We start from the raw sequence: 14,026 nt of genomic DNA, 5'->3' as shown, positions 1-14,026 counted from the left end.
ATGCTGGTACTGACACAGGGTGATCCGGCCAGTATTGCGCCAGAAATTACGGCCTCGGTCTGGCAGAAACTCCGCCAGAGCGGGCCTGCTTTTGTATTCATTGGCGACCCCACCCTGCTGGAGCGGCGTGTGCCGGTACAGACCATCCGCTACCTGTCCGAAGGTGCTGATATTTTTAGCCATGCTCTGCCTGTTCTACCCCTGCACCTGAGCACCCCACCCGCACCGGGGGAGCCGGACCGACGGAACGCCGCCAGCGTGATAGAAAGCATCCGACTGGCTGTTGAGCTGACCCTGAGCGGCGAATCCTCCGCCGTCATCACCAACCCGATCAGCAAGGATGTGGTGCAAAGCGCAGGCTTCAGACACCCCGGCCACACCAGCTATCTGGCCGAATTGTGCCAGACACCGGGTGATGAGGTCATGCTGCTGGCTGGCCCGTCCCTCAAGGTCGTGCCCATTACCGTACATGTTGCCCTGCGTGCTGCCATTGCCCAACTCTCCACAGAGCTGATTATCCGCACGGCCCACACCGTAGCGGCGGGTCTGCGGCGAGATTTTGGCCTGCCACACCCCCGGCTGGCCTTTGCTGGACTGAACCCCCACGCAGGTGAACACGGGCTGATGGGACGTGAGGAGCAGGAGATCATTCTCCCCGCCATAAACACCCTGCGTGCACAGGGGCTGGACGTCAGCGGACCTTTGCCGCCAGACACCATGTTTACCCCCGATGCACGGGCGCGCTACGATGTGGCCATGTGCATGTACCACGATCAGGGCCTGATCCCACTGAAAACGCTGGATATGGCCGAGGGCGTGAATGTCACACTCGGTCTGCCCATTATCCGCACATCCCCCGACCATGGCACTGCGTTTGACATTGCAGGGCAGAACAAGGCAGACCCACGCAGCTTGGAAGCCGCCATAAGACTGGCAGCAACACTGGCCGAGAACAGAAGGAAAAACGCATGAGACCGGCCATCAGGCTTGGCGTCAACATTGACCATGTTGCCACAGTCCGTAATGCCCGAGGGGGCCAACACCCCGACCCCGTAGCCGCAGCCCTTCTGGCTGTGCAGTCCGGGGCAGATGGCATAACAGCCCACTTGCGTGAGGACCGCCGCCACATCCGCGATACGGACCTTGAGCGCCTGCGCGCCGAGGTTGACGCCCCCCTGAATATGGAAATGGCCGCAACGGACGAAATGGTCGCCATTGCCCGCACCCTGCGCCCCCACGCCTGCTGCCTTGTGCCAGAACGGCGCGAGGAACTGACGACAGAAGGCGGGCTGGACGTTGCCGGTCAGTCCAGCACCATGGCACCCAAAGTTCATGCGCTCAAAGCTGCGGGGATTCGGGTTTCGCTGTTTATTGACCCTGAGCCAGCCCAGATCGCAGCAGCGGCAGCAACTGGCGCGCAGGTTGTGGAACTGCATACCGGCGCTTACGCACAGGGCAAGGCTGGTGAGCTTGAACGCCTCCAGCGTGCTGCCACGCAAGCCGCAAGCCTTGGTCTGGAAGTGCATGCAGGCCATGGTCTGACGTACGAAAACGTGGAACCTGTTGCCGCCATTGCCGAAATACGGGAACTGAACATAGGGCATTTTCTGATCGGTCAGGCCATTTTTGACGGATTGCCGACCGTCATCCAGACCATGCGCTCCCGCATCAACAACGCGACAGGACACTGAATGGAAGAGCCCGACTACAAAACCCCCAGAGCACTCATGGCTGCGGTCGTGGGCATGGGCGTTCTTATTATCGTGGGGGTGATTGTGCTGGTCGGGGTGGTGATTCACCGCATGAACAGCCCGCACCACCCGGCGCTCACCAGCAGTATTCCCCTGACTGATGCTCGCATTGCCCAACTGGCTCTGAGCCCGGACGAGTATATGACCACCATAACCCGTGTTCATGATGACCTTCTGGCCATTCATGTTGTCGGCGACAAGGGCGAGCGGATCATGCTCTGGAATGTCATCACCGGGCAACTCCAGCGGGGACTGGAAACATCCAGCCACTGATGTGCTGATGCCCACCACCTCCTCCTCTCCACCCGATGGCTGCCTGAACGCACTGGGGCTTATGAGCGGCACATCGCTTGATGGCGTAGATGCAGCCTTGGTCCGTACAGATGGCACGTCCATCAAGGCTCATGGTCCAGCGCTGACACTCCCGTATTCCCCACAACTACGGGCACAACTGCGCAACCTGCTGGACACGGCCCCCGACCTTACCCCGGACAACCCTGTGCTCAAGGCGGTGGAGCATGGGCTGACGCATGTCCATGTGCAGGCCGTGCAGCGCCTGCACAAGCTGGCTCCGGGCATGGCGGTGGATGTTGTGGGCTTCCATGGCCAGACCATTCTGCACAAACCGGGGCGAACCTGGCAGATAGGGGATGCCGCCTATCTATCCGCCCAGACCAACCTGCCCGTAATACACGACTTCCGAACCGCTGATGTTGCTGCTGGAGGCGAGGGCGCGCCCTTGGCACCCCTTTACCATGCAGCCCTGCTTTACAAGCGCCCACGTCCTGTGGCCGTGCTCAACATCGGTGGCGTTGCCAATCTGACCCTACTCACGAGCAGTGGGCAGGTTGTGGCATGTGATACCGGGCCGGGGAATGCTTTGATGGACGACTGGGCATTCCAGCACACAGGCACCCCATGCGACACAGACGGACACCTTGCCACGCAGGGCACGCCTGACCACGCTGTGCTTGAGCGTATGCTGGCGCATCCATTCTTCCACCAGCCCGCTCCCAAATCGCTTGACCGGCTGAGTTTTCATCACGCTCTGGCGCAGTGTGCGGGACTGAGTGCTGCCAATGGTGCCGCAACATTACTGGCCCTGACGGTACAGGCCATTGCCCGCACTCCATTGCCCGAACAGCCACAGAAGTGGTTCGTCTGCGGCGGTGGGCGGCGTAACCCCGCCCTTATGGCAGCCCTTGCCCAAGCCCTGCCCGGCTCTGTTTGCCCCGCCGAGCAGCTTGGCTGGAATGGGGACGCGCTGGAGGCCGAGTGTTTTGGCTTTCTGGCCGTACGCAGTCTTGCCGGGCTCCCTCTTTCCCTCCCCACCACAACGGGTGTAGCCTTCCCTCAAACAGGGGGGCGGCTGACCTGCATGACCATTACGCCCTGGGGGCGCCAGCTCTGGCCTTGGCCGCGCAAGGATGTCCCGCCCCTTTCTCATTCAGACTGACAAGGAAAGACCTTCTTGATGAAACGTTCTTTCGCGCTTTGTGTTGTGTTGTCTGGTCTGTGCCTTGTGGCCATGGACCGTAGTGCAACAGCCCAGACCATGCTTGACAACAGTGCCGAAAAGGCCAGCCCATTTGTCAAGGCAACACTCAAAGCGCTGACAACCCGCTTTTCTGGCGCGCACCCAAAGTTCCGCAATCTGGTGGTGCATACCAATAACGACAAAAAGCAGGTTGTCTGCGGGCAGGTTAGCCTGAGCGCAAGCAAAGCCCCCGCCAACGAGAGCTTTTTATCCTTTGGGGCATCGGAAGATACGGAACAGCCAATTGTTTATGAGGCACGGACCATTCCCACCGTGCTGGACTCGCGCGAAGCCAACCAGTGGATCAACCATGGTGCTGATCTGGAAGAACTGGAAGAACTGGGCTGCGTGCCCGAGGGCAGCTACCGCCAGTATGGGGATACGCTGAACAAAGTGCTCCAGGACAGCAAGACCAACGCCACACGCTAGACCTACCATGCCCCTGTTTTTAACGATCGCGTTATAACAAGGGCATACCTGATGCGCGAAAAACACAATTCTGATTATACTCGCCTGAAATCGCTTCAGCGTAATTGACATAAGCCGGTTTCCATCGGCATGTTCAGCCGGTTGCGAACAAAAATAACAAAACATGCCGGTTTTACGAAATGAAATATCTTAATCTCCTCCTTCTGCTACCCTTTTTGGGTTTGCTCTGGACTCCGCTGTATGACCGGCATGACCCGGTCCTGCTCGGTTTTCCCTTCTTCTACTGGTACCAGTTCGCCTGGGTGCCGGTGACATCCATCCTGATCTGGGTCGTCTGGAAAAAAGGGAACCGCGCATGAACGCGATCAATCCATGGGCGCTTGGCGTCTTTATTCTCTTTTTTGCCGCGACCATTGTCATCGGCTCCTCCATCCAGTGGATCCGGGGGCTGTTCAGCAAAAAAACCAACGCCTCCTCGCATGAGGAATGGTCGCTGGGCGGACGCGGCTTTGGCCCCTGGGTTACCTGGTTTCTGGTCGGGGGAGATTTTTACACGGCCTATACCGTTATTGCCGTGCCTGCACTGGTGTACGCTGTTGGCGCTTATGGCTTTTTTGCGCTGCCCTACACCATTGTCGTCTATCCGTTTATTTTTCTGGTCATGCCCAAGCTGTGGAAAATTGCGCGTGAGGGCGGGCATTCCACTGCGGCCGACATTGTACGCGCCCGCTTTGACAGCCGGACACTGGAAATTGTTGTGGCACTGACCGGCCTTGTCGCCGTGATGCCCTACATTGCCCTGCAATTGATTGGCATCCGAACCGTTATTCAGGCACTCGGCCTGCCGGGCGACCTGCCGCTTGTTATCGCGTTCCTTTCGCTTGCCGCATATACGTGGCTGGGCGGGCTACACGCCCCAGCACTGACCGCCTTTATCAAGGATATCATGATCTATATTGCTGTTCTTGTAGCAGTTACGGTCATTCCCCTGCATACGGGCGGGTATAGTGCACTGTTTGCCTCTGTTGAGCATGCACAGACCATTCTCAAACCCGGTCAGGGCCTGCCTTATGCAACACTGGCCCTGTCCTCTGCTCTGGCTGCCTTTTTGTACCCCCATACGCTCACAGGTATTCTGGCCTCCCGCTCGGCGGATACCATTCGCCAGAATGCTGTATTCCTGCCGGTTTACACCATTGTGCTGGGGCTGATCGCCATGCTGGGCTTTATGGCGCATGCGGCTGGCATTGTTACAACCAACAACTCCATGGTTGTGCCCATGCTGTTCCAGAAAGTGTTCCCTGCATGGTTTGCGGGGTTCTGTCTGGCCGCCATTGCAGTAGGTGCCTTGTGCCTGCAGCAGTCATGGCTATTGGGGCGGCCAACCTTGTCACCAGCAACCTCCTGCCCACACAAAAGGACCCAGTGCGCACCAGCCGCCTGACATCCCTTCTGGTCAAGCTTGGGGCACTGGTGTGCGTGCTGTTCCTGAACGCGCAGTTTGCCATTGATTTCCAGCTCCTTGGTGGCGTGTTCATCCTGCAAACCTTCCCAGCCCTTATTCTGGGCCTGCTGAAGATCCGCTTTTCTGCCGTGGCCATGCTAAGCGGCTGGCTGATTGGTACTGTGTTCGGGGTCAGCGTATGCTGGATGGACGGACTCAAGCCTATTCATCCGGTTAATTTTGGCCTGTTCTCCGGCAATGTTTCCACGGGCCTGTTGGCTCTTGGGGTGAATATTCTGATTGTTCTGGTGGTCTCGGCCTTTTTTCCGGCCAAAAAAACAGCCCCCCCCCCACAACAGGATAGCGTGGAAAACCCGGCCTGAACCGCCTGAACACCCAAACGTTCTAACAAAAAAGGGATGCTCCTCAACCGGAGCATCCCTTTTTTACATTCCAGCCTACCATCATACAGATTTACAAGCTGAGCAGGATGGCCCCTGCACTCGCCCCCTCCCCACCGCCGGGTTGGAAAGCCGTGACCTGCTCACGCACCACAGCATAAAGATCTACCCCGCACCTACGGGCTGGCTCGGCCATCTGCTCATAAATTTCTTCCAGCAGGTAATTTTTGCGTCCCTCATCACTCATCCGCAAAGGGGAGCGCTGCTCGCGCTGGCACAGTTTTAAAAATGACCGCAGAGCCGCTTCGCCCTGCGGTTCCAGCCCCGCCACCGTGCTTGCAAAAAAATCGACCTCGGCACTCAGCCCGACAAACACCCCGCGATAGACTGCACGCGGCATCTGATAACTGATAAGGGCCGGAATACCGCCAATAAGCATAATATCCTGCGCAGATGGGGGCATGGGTTCAGTCTGACTCCTTGCAAGCTAGGGCATGGTTTGGCAATGCTGATAGCAGTGTTCTGTCCTGTGCCAAAGAACGTACAGGCCCGCAAACGGTTTTCAGCAATCACCACCATGACAAGCCCAGACCCTACAGCCCGGCAGATGGATCTCCTGCTACCAGACACCCGCCCCATGCGTGAGGAACTGGGAACCGGGGCCATGCTTTTGCGCGCTTTTGCCAAACCCCGCGGAGCAGAATATCTGCAAGCTCTTGAGCATGTCGCCCGGCAAGCTCCTTTTAGGCACATGCACACACCCGGTGGAGGTACCATGTCTGCCGCCATGACCAGTTGCGGCACCTTGGGGTGGGTTAGCTCCCTCCAAGGTTATACCTACACAACGCTGGACCCGGCCAGCCAACAGGCATGGCCCACAATACCCCCAAGCCTGCTAAGTCTTGCACAGGCTGCAGCACAAACTGCGGGTTATGCTCACTTCATCCCCAATGCCTGCCTGCTCAACCGCTATCAGAACGGCTCCCATATGGGACTACATCAGGACCGGGACGAGCACGACACCACACAGCCCATTGTCTCTCTCTCGCTCGGCCGGTCCGGAATCTTCCTATGGGGTGGCCCCGACCGGCGCAGTAAAGTCCGCACACTCATGCTTGAGCATGGAGATGTACTGGTCTGGGGTGGTCCGGCCCGCCTGCATTACCACGGCATTAAAGGACTAGGCCCACACGCGCACCCCCTAACAGGCTGGACCCGCTTTAACATCACCTTCCGCCACGTTGTGGCTCCCCCTACACCAGCCCCTCAGACCTGATGGAGCCCCGAGCATGCGTCCGCCCCTCCCACTGACCCGCCGCCAGCTCTTTTATTCCGGTCTGGCACATGCCACGTGTGTGACAGGCATTGCCGAAAGGGCTTATGCCCAGACTCTCCCGTCTACACCGTTCGCCACGGTGGAAACTATCTTTCGCACAGCCATACAGGCCAATAAAATGCCCGGTACTGTAGCGGCCATCGGCCATCAGGGGCGGATGGTCTGGCACGGTGTGTTTGGCCAGCGCGCCCAAATCCCCGCGGCAGAACCCATGACATGGAATACCATTTTTGACATGGCATCCATGACCAAGGTGTTAATAACCGCGCCAGCAGTCATGCAGTTTTATGAGCGGGGCCTTATTTCGCTCGATACACCTGCCTGCAAATACCTGCCCGCTTTTGCCGCCAACGGCAAACAGGACATTACCATCCGCCAGTTGCTGACCCATTATTCGGGCCTTCCCCCCGATCTGGACCTGAGCTTTGCCTGGCAGGGCAAGCAAAGCGCCATACAGATGGTTATGGATACGCGCCCACAAACCAAACCAGGCGAAAAATTTGTTTACAGTGACATCAATTTTATAACACTGGGGCTAATTGTCGAACGACTCTGCGGCCAAAGCCTCGCCTCATACGCAACAGAACATATTCTTAAACCTCTTGGTTTAAAGGCCTCTTTTTTCTGCCCCGCTGACAGTCTCCGGCCCTCCATAGCGCCCACGCAGTATGATGAGAGCGGACATATGCTACGCGGCGTTGTCCATGACCCTACAACCCGGCGCATGGGTGGTGTGGCCGGGCATGCGGGGCTGTTTTCCTGCGCACAGGACTGCGTGACTTACGCAACGGCTCTTCTGGACAAACTTGCGGGCCTGCCATCGCCTTTTCCTCTTCAGGCCCAAACCTTGTATCTCATGTCCACCCCCCAGCAACCTACGGGAAAAACGGATCTGCGTGGATTGGGGTGGGACATTGCAACCCATTACTCTACTGCGCGCGGGGCCTATTTTCCCGCATCTTCTTTTGGGCATACCGGTTTTACTGGCACATCCCTGTGGCTTGTACCCAACAGCCGCAGCTTTGTTCTGATTCTGACCAGTCGTTTACACCCAGATGGACATGGCAACGTTGTAGCCCTGCGCAGGGACGTGGCGACTGCCGCGGCCCTTGCCCTCCGTACAATGCCGCCTTGAATCTTCCGTTTATTGCCAAAAACGGGGCTTACAAAGCTGGTGTGTTATTCTTGCATCACCTCATGAGTATATTCTACCATATATAGGTTTGTGTTCCGTTATATATAGACAAACGCCCTGCTCGCCCGCAGAAGATGGCTCCTCCTTACACACCTCCAGCCCGCGGATGAGCCAGTTCCATGCACGATCGTTTCCATATTTTTTTCACCACCGGAACATTTGGCGCATTGCTGCTAGCAACTTCGGCTCTGGCGGCAGCCCCTGTAGCGCCTGCGCAACAGGCCACAACCAGCAAGCAGGCCGTTAACAAAACGACCGCCCCCAAAAAGCCTTTGGCAGCCCCGAAAACCACAACCCCGATTGCCGGGATTCTGGACGCTCCAATGGTGAAACCGTGAATGTTCACGGCCACCATGCCGCCGATGGCACGGGTGCTAAATACATGAACAAAGTTGTCTATCTGGGACCACTGGGCAACCGCGACACGCTGGATACACCTTACTCCGTCATGGGGGTGCCCCATGACGTGGTAGTCAACCAGCAGATTCGTAACATCAACGATATGGCGCAGTATCTGCCTCTGTTCAGCTTGAAATTCGCGGTGACCCCAACACATCCCGCCCCCAGTCGCGCGGGTTCGAGGCTGATGTGATCTCCAACTCCCGACTGGATGGGTTGAATATCGTCTCCACGACCCCATACCCTGCGGAATGGGTCGACAACCTACAAGTGCTCAACGGGTTGGCAGGCGCCATGTATGGGCCAGAAAACCCGGCTGGTGTGTTTGAATATACCCTCAAACGTCCCACTGACCGACGGACCGAACGCCTTTCGGTCGGGGTGGATTCTATTGGCACACCCACAGTCAATGGCGATATTTCTGGCCGGGTAGGCAAAAACGGCTGGTTTGGCTACCGCCTGAACATGCTGCACGCCAATGGCACGGCCTATGTGCCCGGCAGTTGGATCCGGCGCGAAATGGTCAGTGCTGATTTTGATATTCATCTTGATGACAAGACGGTTATCGAACTCGATGCCAGCCATTATACCTATGACGAGCGCGGTATGGCTCCAGGCTTTGGCATTCCAGCGGGCAAGGCTGGCAACCCAACCGGAATCGGGGGACAATTGCCCGATGCACCGGACCTGGGCATCCGTCAGGCTCCAGAATGGAGCGGCTATAATATGGAAACCAATACCTTCCTGGCCAAGATCAAACACCAGATCAACAAGGACTGGAGCTTTACGCTGGGAGGGCTTTATCAGGATGCCATGCGCCAGTCCTTTGGGGTTGCGAATACACTTACAGCAAGTGGTGGCAGCAACGGGGATTATACCTCAAGCGCAAACGCTGCCACCACGGCAAACGATTTCCGTGTGGGCAGTAATATGGCTTATTTTAACGGTCGCGTTTACACCGGCCCGCTCAAGCATGACCTTGTCATCGGCACCAATGGCTACATGATGGGCAACTACAACCCGCTGACATATGATGCGAGCCAGACAATAGCCGGAACGTATAATATGTATAGTAATCCGCAGATCAACGGCGGGTCACAGCCTTATTATTACGGGCGATACAAATCAAGCAGCGTAACAAGCCAGTCTTTTATTGTGGGTGACACAATCCGCATCAACAAACACTGGTCGATCATGGGAACCCTGTCTTGGAGCTGGATCAGCCAAGACGGTACCATCACAAAAAGCAATGCAACAAAAACGGGTACAATCATTCAGGGCCGTACTCATACGTCCGTTGATGCAGCTTTTAGCCCGACAACCAGTGTGATGTACAAACCCACAGACAACCAGACCTTCTATTTTACCTATGGCCGATCGGTTGAAGCAGGACCTGTTACCTCTAACAACACTAATTACGTCAATGCCAACCAGTATCTCGCACCTTCACATGCTGAAGAATATGAGGTCGGGTACAAGCTGCGTTACGGAAAAATGCAGGTCAATGTCTCTGGTTTCCGCATGACGTCTCAATATGCCATGTACCTCCCCGACGGCAATCTACAAAAATATGCGTACGGTGGCACACAGCGTAACTATGGTGTTGAAGCGCAGATTTCGGGCGAGTTGCTGCCAAATCTATCCGCTCTTGCGGGGATGACCTGGCTGGATGCGGAACTGGTTGGCAGCCAGATCGCGCAGTATAACCACAAGCAGATTGTTGGTGCCGCGCCATTGCAGGCGAACATACTGCTGGATTACAGGCTCCCCTCATCTTTAGGCTCTTTTGCATCCGGTTGGGCTTTCAACGCCAATGTCCATTACATGGGCAACCGTGCAGCCAATATTACCAACACATTACACACCGGGTCGTACACAACCTTAGATCTGGGCACCCGTTACGGCTTCCATGTTGCACGCTTCCCCTGGGTTGTACGCTTTGGGGTCAGCAATGCGACAAATGAGCGCTACTGGGCATCTGTTTTTACGGGGGCAGTTGCTGGCACATCTGGTGCGGCATCAACCCTTTATGCGGGCTTGCCACGCGTCTATCACTTTACTCTGTCCATGGAATTCTAATAACTGCTGGCAGGATGAGTTTTATTAACACTCATCCTGCCATGCTTTTGCAAAACATATATCTGACTAAATTGAAATAAAACTTCCCAACCACATAACACCAGATGTGTTATCAAACATAAAAATCCAGATCAGTTTTCCAACTGTGCTGTTCTGGCCTGTCGCTCCATCCATTTTTGGGCCGAGACTTTGCGCGATGCATCAAGCATCCGGTAAAGTGAGACCATGTCCCGCTCATCGGGTGAAACAATCAGGTCAATATCTTCCTGCACATACCCGGTTAAAAACACTTCTGGTTCCACATGCAAAAGTGCTGCGAGTTTGGGGATATGCTTACGCGCACTTCCCTCGCGTCCGGTTTCCCAAAATGCTATGGCAGGGCGGGATACACCAAGGGCATCCGCAACCTGCTGCTGCGTCAACCCCGCAGTTTTGCGGAGAATTTTGATACGTTGCCCAAGTTCAATACCCGGCGCGATAACCTTGTCCAGTTGAGCCATGCCTATTCCTCCACTTTATTATTTTGTGGCAGAATGTTTTTTCAGAAAATCCGTACCACGTTTAAAAATGCACAGAGTGCAGGCCGCTCTGCCTCAAATCATAGTCGTGAGAAAAGCGGAAAACCAATGTACCAAAAAACACCTGTATCCAGTGATAACACAGCACGAGCCGCACGCAACAAATTACGGGCTGTTAATTTTTAAAATCGGCCTACGTCCATCACAAGTTCGTGTACACCTGCAGCAGAATAAATAACAAAACTCTTAAAATTCTTTTTTTGGTTTGTTTATAATAGGAAAATAATATTTTCGGGCTTTCATCCCATCTTGGGACAAATTCTACCGACAGCCAGAAAAATAGCCCAGTTATTAAAAAACACGGCCTTCTAGCGTACTATATAGACGCGGATAAAACATGACTCGGAAAAGCAGGAAGACCTTGGGTATATAAAATCCCTGCTTTTGCTTTCTACACCCTATGTTCAGTGTGTGTGTGCCGCAAATACTGTGAAAGGAAATTGCCAGCCCCCTGCAACAGCATGACCAGCACAACCAGCACGGCCACCACGCCCAACATAACCGTGGTGTTAAAACGCTGGTAGCCATAACGGATGGCCAGATCACCCAGCCCACCAGCACCAATGGCCCCCGCATGGCAGAGGCTCCTACCAGAGTAACCAGCGTAACGGTAAAGCCCGAAATCAGCCCCGGCAGACTTTCTGGCAGCAGCACGTACCGCACCACCATCCACCGCGTGCCCCCCATGGCGCGCACGGCATCCACCAACCCCGCATCGACCTCCCGCAAAGACACCTCAGCTATCCGTGCAAAATAGGGGATGGCAGCTATGGACAGAGGAACAATGGCAGCCGTTGTGCCCAGCGCCGTCCCAACCACCATACGTGTGAAAGGAATAAGCAGCACCAGCAGAATAATAAAAGGTACAGCCCGCACCGCATCCACAATGCCACCCAATATGCGGGATAACAGAGGCAGCGGATACAGCCCCGCGGGCGAGGTTAACACCAACAACACAGCCAGAGGCAGACCACCGGCAACGGCAAGCAGCCCGGAGGTCAGAACCATTTCCAGTGTTTCAGCGGTTGCACGCCAAAGCAGGTCAAGAATGAGCCGGGACATATCCAATTACCTCGGCAGCACAGGCATGCGCCTGAAGAGCGTTCATGGTTGAAACAGAAAGGCCATCAGCCTGCACCACAAGATCCACCTGCCCGTCTCCTTCCGGGCTGGGCAGCGTATGCAGGAGCGCAAATCTGGCCTGGCACTGCTGCTCCAAGGAGTGCAGCAATGGCGCGCATAACGCCTGTATCCCCACTGTCAGGCGCACTATGGCGTGACTGCCGTCCTGTGGTGTCTGGCTGAGATTGGGGGGAAGAATGGCTGCCATCTGGTTGGCATCCAGAATATCAGCAGGAGTACCGCGCGCAACAATACGCCCTTTTTCCAGCACCAGAACCTGTTGCGCCAGACGGCGCACAACATCCATTTCATGCGTAATAAATACAATGGTCAGGCCCAGAACCTGATTGATGTCTGCCAGTAGAGCAAGAATAGACTCTGTTGTCTCCGGATCCAGTGCGGATGTCGCCTCATCACACAACAGCAGTGCTGGATGTGCCGCCAGTGCGCGGGCAATGCCAATCCGCTGCTTTTGCCCGCCAGAAAGCATGGCCGGATATTTGCCCGCGTGGTCCGCCAGCCCCACCAGTTCCAGCAGTTCGGCCACGCGCTTGCTGCGCAAGACCTTGGGCATGCCTGCAATTTCTAGCGGTAGAGCCACATTGGCCGCAACCGTACGTGACGTGAGCAGGTTGAAGTGCTGAAAAACCAGACCGATCCTACGCCGGAGCACCACAAGTCTTGCCTCAGGCAGGGTCGCCATATCCTCCCCTTCCAGCAGAATTCTGCCGGATTGAGGGCGGTCCAGACCACTCAGGCAGCGCAGGAGGGTGGACTTGCCTGCTCCTGAACGCCCGATAATACCCAGCCTTTGACCTTTGCCGACATTGAAGGAAATGTCATGCAGGGCCGCCTGCCCGCCAAAGGCACGGTTAAGACGCTCGACTTCTAACAGGTTCATGGCCACGATGGCAGCACAGCGCCATGGAAGGCCTTATCCAGCGCCTGCCTTACATTGGGCTGCTGGTAAGCGCTCACCAGCTTGGGCACCCATGGTGCGGATTTGTCAGCCCCGTTAACTGCTATGATGCAGATATACGGGTTATTTTCTGCCGTTTCCTGTGCGATACGTGTCTTTTCAATATCAACACCAACTTTTTTAGCCCAGTCGGTGTTGATGACCGCACCATCAAGATCCGTAAGTGCGCGCCCTACTACACCAGCATCCAGTTCACGAATGCTGATGTTATGTGGGTTTTCCGTAATATCCAGCGCGGTTGGCGTATTGCCGGCGTCAGCAGCAAGTTTGATAAGCCCCAGCTTTTGCAGCAAAAGCAGAGCTCTGCCCTCATTTGTCGGGTCGTTGGGCACACCAATCACTGCTTTGTCAGGCAAAGCCGCAACAGATTTCCAGCGTGTTGAATAAAGCCCTATTGGCGCAACATAGGTATGGCCAACTGGCACAATACCATATCCTTTTGCCTTGTTCTGGGCATCAAGGAACGGGCCGTGCTGGAACGCGTTGGCGTCCAGTTCATGTTCTGCCAGTGCCTCATTTGGTGCATTATAATCCGAGAAAGTGACCAGCCGGAGTTCCAGCCCCTCCCGCGCGGCGTTAGCAGCGACTACGGGCCACACGTCCTCATCCTCCCCCGCCATGATACCCACACGCAGAACCTGCGGCGCGGCCAGTGCAACAGGGCCAGCCAGAACGGATGCCAGAGCGACACTACCAGCCAGAACTGCCCGTCGAGCAAGAACGGAAAAAGCCATAACAAAAAACCCCGCAAAAAGGGAACAGAGCACAGAATAAAT

Annotated in this window: 15 protein-coding genes and 2 pseudogenes; 12 read left to right on the top strand and 5 right to left on the bottom strand. The window is 55.8% G+C overall.

Translation table 11 applies throughout. The features are described from left to right. The 7 genes and pseudogenes from pdxA (at window position 1) to JCM25146_RS18345 (ending at window position 5,544) form a co-directional block, all read left to right on the top strand. On the top strand, window positions 1-972 hold the full coding sequence (gene pdxA, locus JCM25146_RS08625; RefSeq protein ID WP_025827317.1) for a 4-hydroxythreonine-4-phosphate dehydrogenase PdxA: 972 nt from the start codon (window positions 1-3) through the stop codon (window positions 970-972). After that, window positions 969-1,691 (top strand): pyridoxine 5'-phosphate synthase, encoded by a 723-nt coding sequence (locus JCM25146_RS08620; RefSeq protein WP_025827315.1) that lies wholly within the window; start codon window positions 969-971, stop codon window positions 1,689-1,691. The genes pdxA and JCM25146_RS08620 overlap by 4 nt, the downstream gene beginning before the upstream one ends. Then, entirely contained in the window at window positions 1,692-2,024 is a 333-nt protein-coding gene (locus JCM25146_RS08615; protein WP_025827313.1) for a hypothetical protein, read from the top strand. A gap of 7 nt (window positions 2,025-2,031) precedes the next feature. After that, window positions 2,032-3,207 (top strand): anhydro-N-acetylmuramic acid kinase, encoded by a 1,176-nt coding sequence (locus JCM25146_RS08610; RefSeq protein WP_025827311.1) that lies wholly within the window; start codon window positions 2,032-2,034, stop codon window positions 3,205-3,207. Window positions 3,208-3,225: 18 nt separating this feature from the next. Next, on the top strand, window positions 3,226-3,717 hold the full coding sequence (locus tag JCM25146_RS08605; RefSeq protein WP_025827309.1) for a hypothetical protein: 492 nt from the start codon (window positions 3,226-3,228) through the stop codon (window positions 3,715-3,717). Window positions 3,718-3,896: 179 nt separating this feature from the next. Then, window positions 3,897-4,076, top strand: coding sequence for a DUF3311 domain-containing protein (locus JCM25146_RS08600; RefSeq protein ID WP_025827307.1), 180 nt, complete (start codon window positions 3,897-3,899; stop codon window positions 4,074-4,076). Further along, window positions 4,073-5,544, top strand: a pseudogene (locus JCM25146_RS18345) (sodium:solute symporter family protein). The gene JCM25146_RS08600 and the pseudogene JCM25146_RS18345 overlap by 4 nt, the downstream one beginning before the upstream one ends. Before the next feature lie 91 nt (window positions 5,545-5,635). On the opposite strand, the gene JCM25146_RS08590 reads toward JCM25146_RS18345, so the two are convergent. Then, window positions 5,636-6,025 carry a hypothetical protein gene (locus JCM25146_RS08590; protein ID WP_025827305.1) on the bottom strand — a complete coding sequence of 130 codons (390 nt, stop codon included), beginning with the start codon at window positions 6,023-6,025 and terminating at the stop codon, window positions 5,636-5,638. 114 nt (window positions 6,026-6,139) lie between these two features. Between JCM25146_RS08590 and alkB the strand changes: the two genes are divergently transcribed. From alkB to JCM25146_RS18340, 5 genes are all read left to right on the top strand, one after another. Next, window positions 6,140-6,838 (top strand): DNA oxidative demethylase AlkB, encoded by a 699-nt coding sequence (gene alkB, locus JCM25146_RS08585; RefSeq protein ID WP_242401020.1) that lies wholly within the window; start codon window positions 6,140-6,142, stop codon window positions 6,836-6,838. A gap of 13 nt (window positions 6,839-6,851) precedes the next feature. Next, window positions 6,852-8,033 carry a serine hydrolase domain-containing protein gene (locus JCM25146_RS08580; protein ID WP_025827300.1) on the top strand — a complete coding sequence of 394 codons (1,182 nt, stop codon included), beginning with the start codon at window positions 6,852-6,854 and terminating at the stop codon, window positions 8,031-8,033. Window positions 8,034-8,212: 179 nt separating this feature from the next. Further along, on the top strand, window positions 8,213-8,431 hold the full coding sequence (locus JCM25146_RS25140; RefSeq protein WP_408734914.1) for a hypothetical protein: 219 nt from the start codon (window positions 8,213-8,215) through the stop codon (window positions 8,429-8,431). Beyond that, complete coding sequence (locus tag JCM25146_RS25135) at window positions 8,428-8,685, top strand: hypothetical protein (RefSeq protein WP_408734913.1); 258 nt, start codon at window positions 8,428-8,430, stop codon at window positions 8,683-8,685. The genes JCM25146_RS25140 and JCM25146_RS25135 overlap by 4 nt, the downstream gene beginning before the upstream one ends. Window positions 8,686-8,786: 101 nt before the next feature. Next, on the top strand, window positions 8,787-10,571 hold the full coding sequence (locus JCM25146_RS18340; protein WP_408734915.1) for a TonB-dependent siderophore receptor: 1,785 nt from the start codon (window positions 8,787-8,789) through the stop codon (window positions 10,569-10,571). Window positions 10,572-10,702: 131 nt separating this feature from the next. Here the strand turns inward: JCM25146_RS18340 and JCM25146_RS08570 are convergent, their stop codons facing one another. From JCM25146_RS08570 to JCM25146_RS08555, 4 genes and pseudogenes are all read right to left on the bottom strand, one after another. Continuing rightward, the gene (locus JCM25146_RS08570) at window positions 10,703-11,071 is read right to left on the bottom strand and encodes a helix-turn-helix domain-containing protein (protein ID WP_025827298.1); all 369 of its coding nucleotides are present in this window, start codon (window positions 11,069-11,071) and stop codon (window positions 10,703-10,705) included. A gap of 469 nt (window positions 11,072-11,540) precedes the next feature. Then, a pseudogene (locus JCM25146_RS18335) lies at window positions 11,541-12,211 on the bottom strand (methionine ABC transporter permease). Continuing rightward, window positions 12,192-13,172, bottom strand: a complete 981-nt coding sequence (locus JCM25146_RS08560; RefSeq protein WP_025827295.1) for a methionine ABC transporter ATP-binding protein — start codon at window positions 13,170-13,172, stop codon at window positions 12,192-12,194. The pseudogene JCM25146_RS18335 and the gene JCM25146_RS08560 overlap by 20 nt, the downstream one beginning before the upstream one ends. Beyond that, complete coding sequence (locus JCM25146_RS08555; protein WP_025827293.1) at window positions 13,169-13,984, bottom strand: MetQ/NlpA family ABC transporter substrate-binding protein; 816 nt, start codon at window positions 13,982-13,984, stop codon at window positions 13,169-13,171. Before JCM25146_RS08555 ends, JCM25146_RS08560 begins: the two co-directional genes overlap by 4 nt. Between the last annotated feature and the right edge of the window lie 42 nt (window positions 13,985-14,026).

Origin of the sequence: Acetobacter okinawensis JCM 25146, from assembly GCF_000613865.1 — a bacterium.
GTDB lineage: Bacteria > Pseudomonadota > Alphaproteobacteria > Acetobacterales > Acetobacteraceae > Acetobacter > Acetobacter okinawensis.
The sequence above is the reverse complement of the archived record's forward strand: the minus strand, read 5'-3'. Positions and strand labels throughout refer to the sequence as shown.

What these genes read in the sequence shown, in the direction of transcription:
- JCM25146_RS25140 (WP_408734914.1), top strand. Translation starts at nt 8,213, where the DNA reads ATGCACGATCGTTTCCATATTTTTTTCACCACCGGAACATTTGGCGCA.
- JCM25146_RS08605 (WP_025827309.1), top strand. Translation starts at nt 3,226, where the DNA reads ATGAAACGTTCTTTCGCGCTTTGTGTTGTGTTGTCTGGTCTGTGCCTT.
- JCM25146_RS08570 (WP_025827298.1), bottom strand. Translation starts at nt 11,071, where the DNA reads ATGGCTCAACTGGACAAGGTTATCGCGCCGGGTATTGAACTTGGGCAA.
- pdxA (WP_025827317.1), top strand. Translation starts at nt 1, where the DNA reads ATGCTGGTACTGACACAGGGTGATCCGGCCAGTATTGCGCCAGAAATT.
- JCM25146_RS08580 (WP_025827300.1), top strand. Translation starts at nt 6,852, where the DNA reads ATGCGTCCGCCCCTCCCACTGACCCGCCGCCAGCTCTTTTATTCCGGT.
- JCM25146_RS08590 (WP_025827305.1), bottom strand. Translation starts at nt 6,025, where the DNA reads ATGCCCCCATCTGCGCAGGATATTATGCTTATTGGCGGTATTCCGGCC.
- JCM25146_RS08620 (WP_025827315.1), top strand. Translation starts at nt 969, where the DNA reads ATGAGACCGGCCATCAGGCTTGGCGTCAACATTGACCATGTTGCCACA.
- JCM25146_RS08560 (WP_025827295.1), bottom strand. Translation starts at nt 13,172, where the DNA reads ATGAACCTGTTAGAAGTCGAGCGTCTTAACCGTGCCTTTGGCGGGCAG.
- alkB (WP_242401020.1), top strand. Translation starts at nt 6,140, where the DNA reads ATGACAAGCCCAGACCCTACAGCCCGGCAGATGGATCTCCTGCTACCA.
- JCM25146_RS18340 (WP_408734915.1), top strand. Translation starts at nt 8,787, where the DNA reads ATGTATGGGCCAGAAAACCCGGCTGGTGTGTTTGAATATACCCTCAAA.
- JCM25146_RS08610 (WP_025827311.1), top strand. Translation starts at nt 2,032, where the DNA reads ATGCCCACCACCTCCTCCTCTCCACCCGATGGCTGCCTGAACGCACTG.
- JCM25146_RS08600 (WP_025827307.1), top strand. Translation starts at nt 3,897, where the DNA reads ATGAAATATCTTAATCTCCTCCTTCTGCTACCCTTTTTGGGTTTGCTC.
- JCM25146_RS08555 (WP_025827293.1), bottom strand. Translation starts at nt 13,984, where the DNA reads ATGGCTTTTTCCGTTCTTGCTCGACGGGCAGTTCTGGCTGGTAGTGTC.
- JCM25146_RS08615 (WP_025827313.1), top strand. Translation starts at nt 1,692, where the DNA reads ATGGAAGAGCCCGACTACAAAACCCCCAGAGCACTCATGGCTGCGGTC.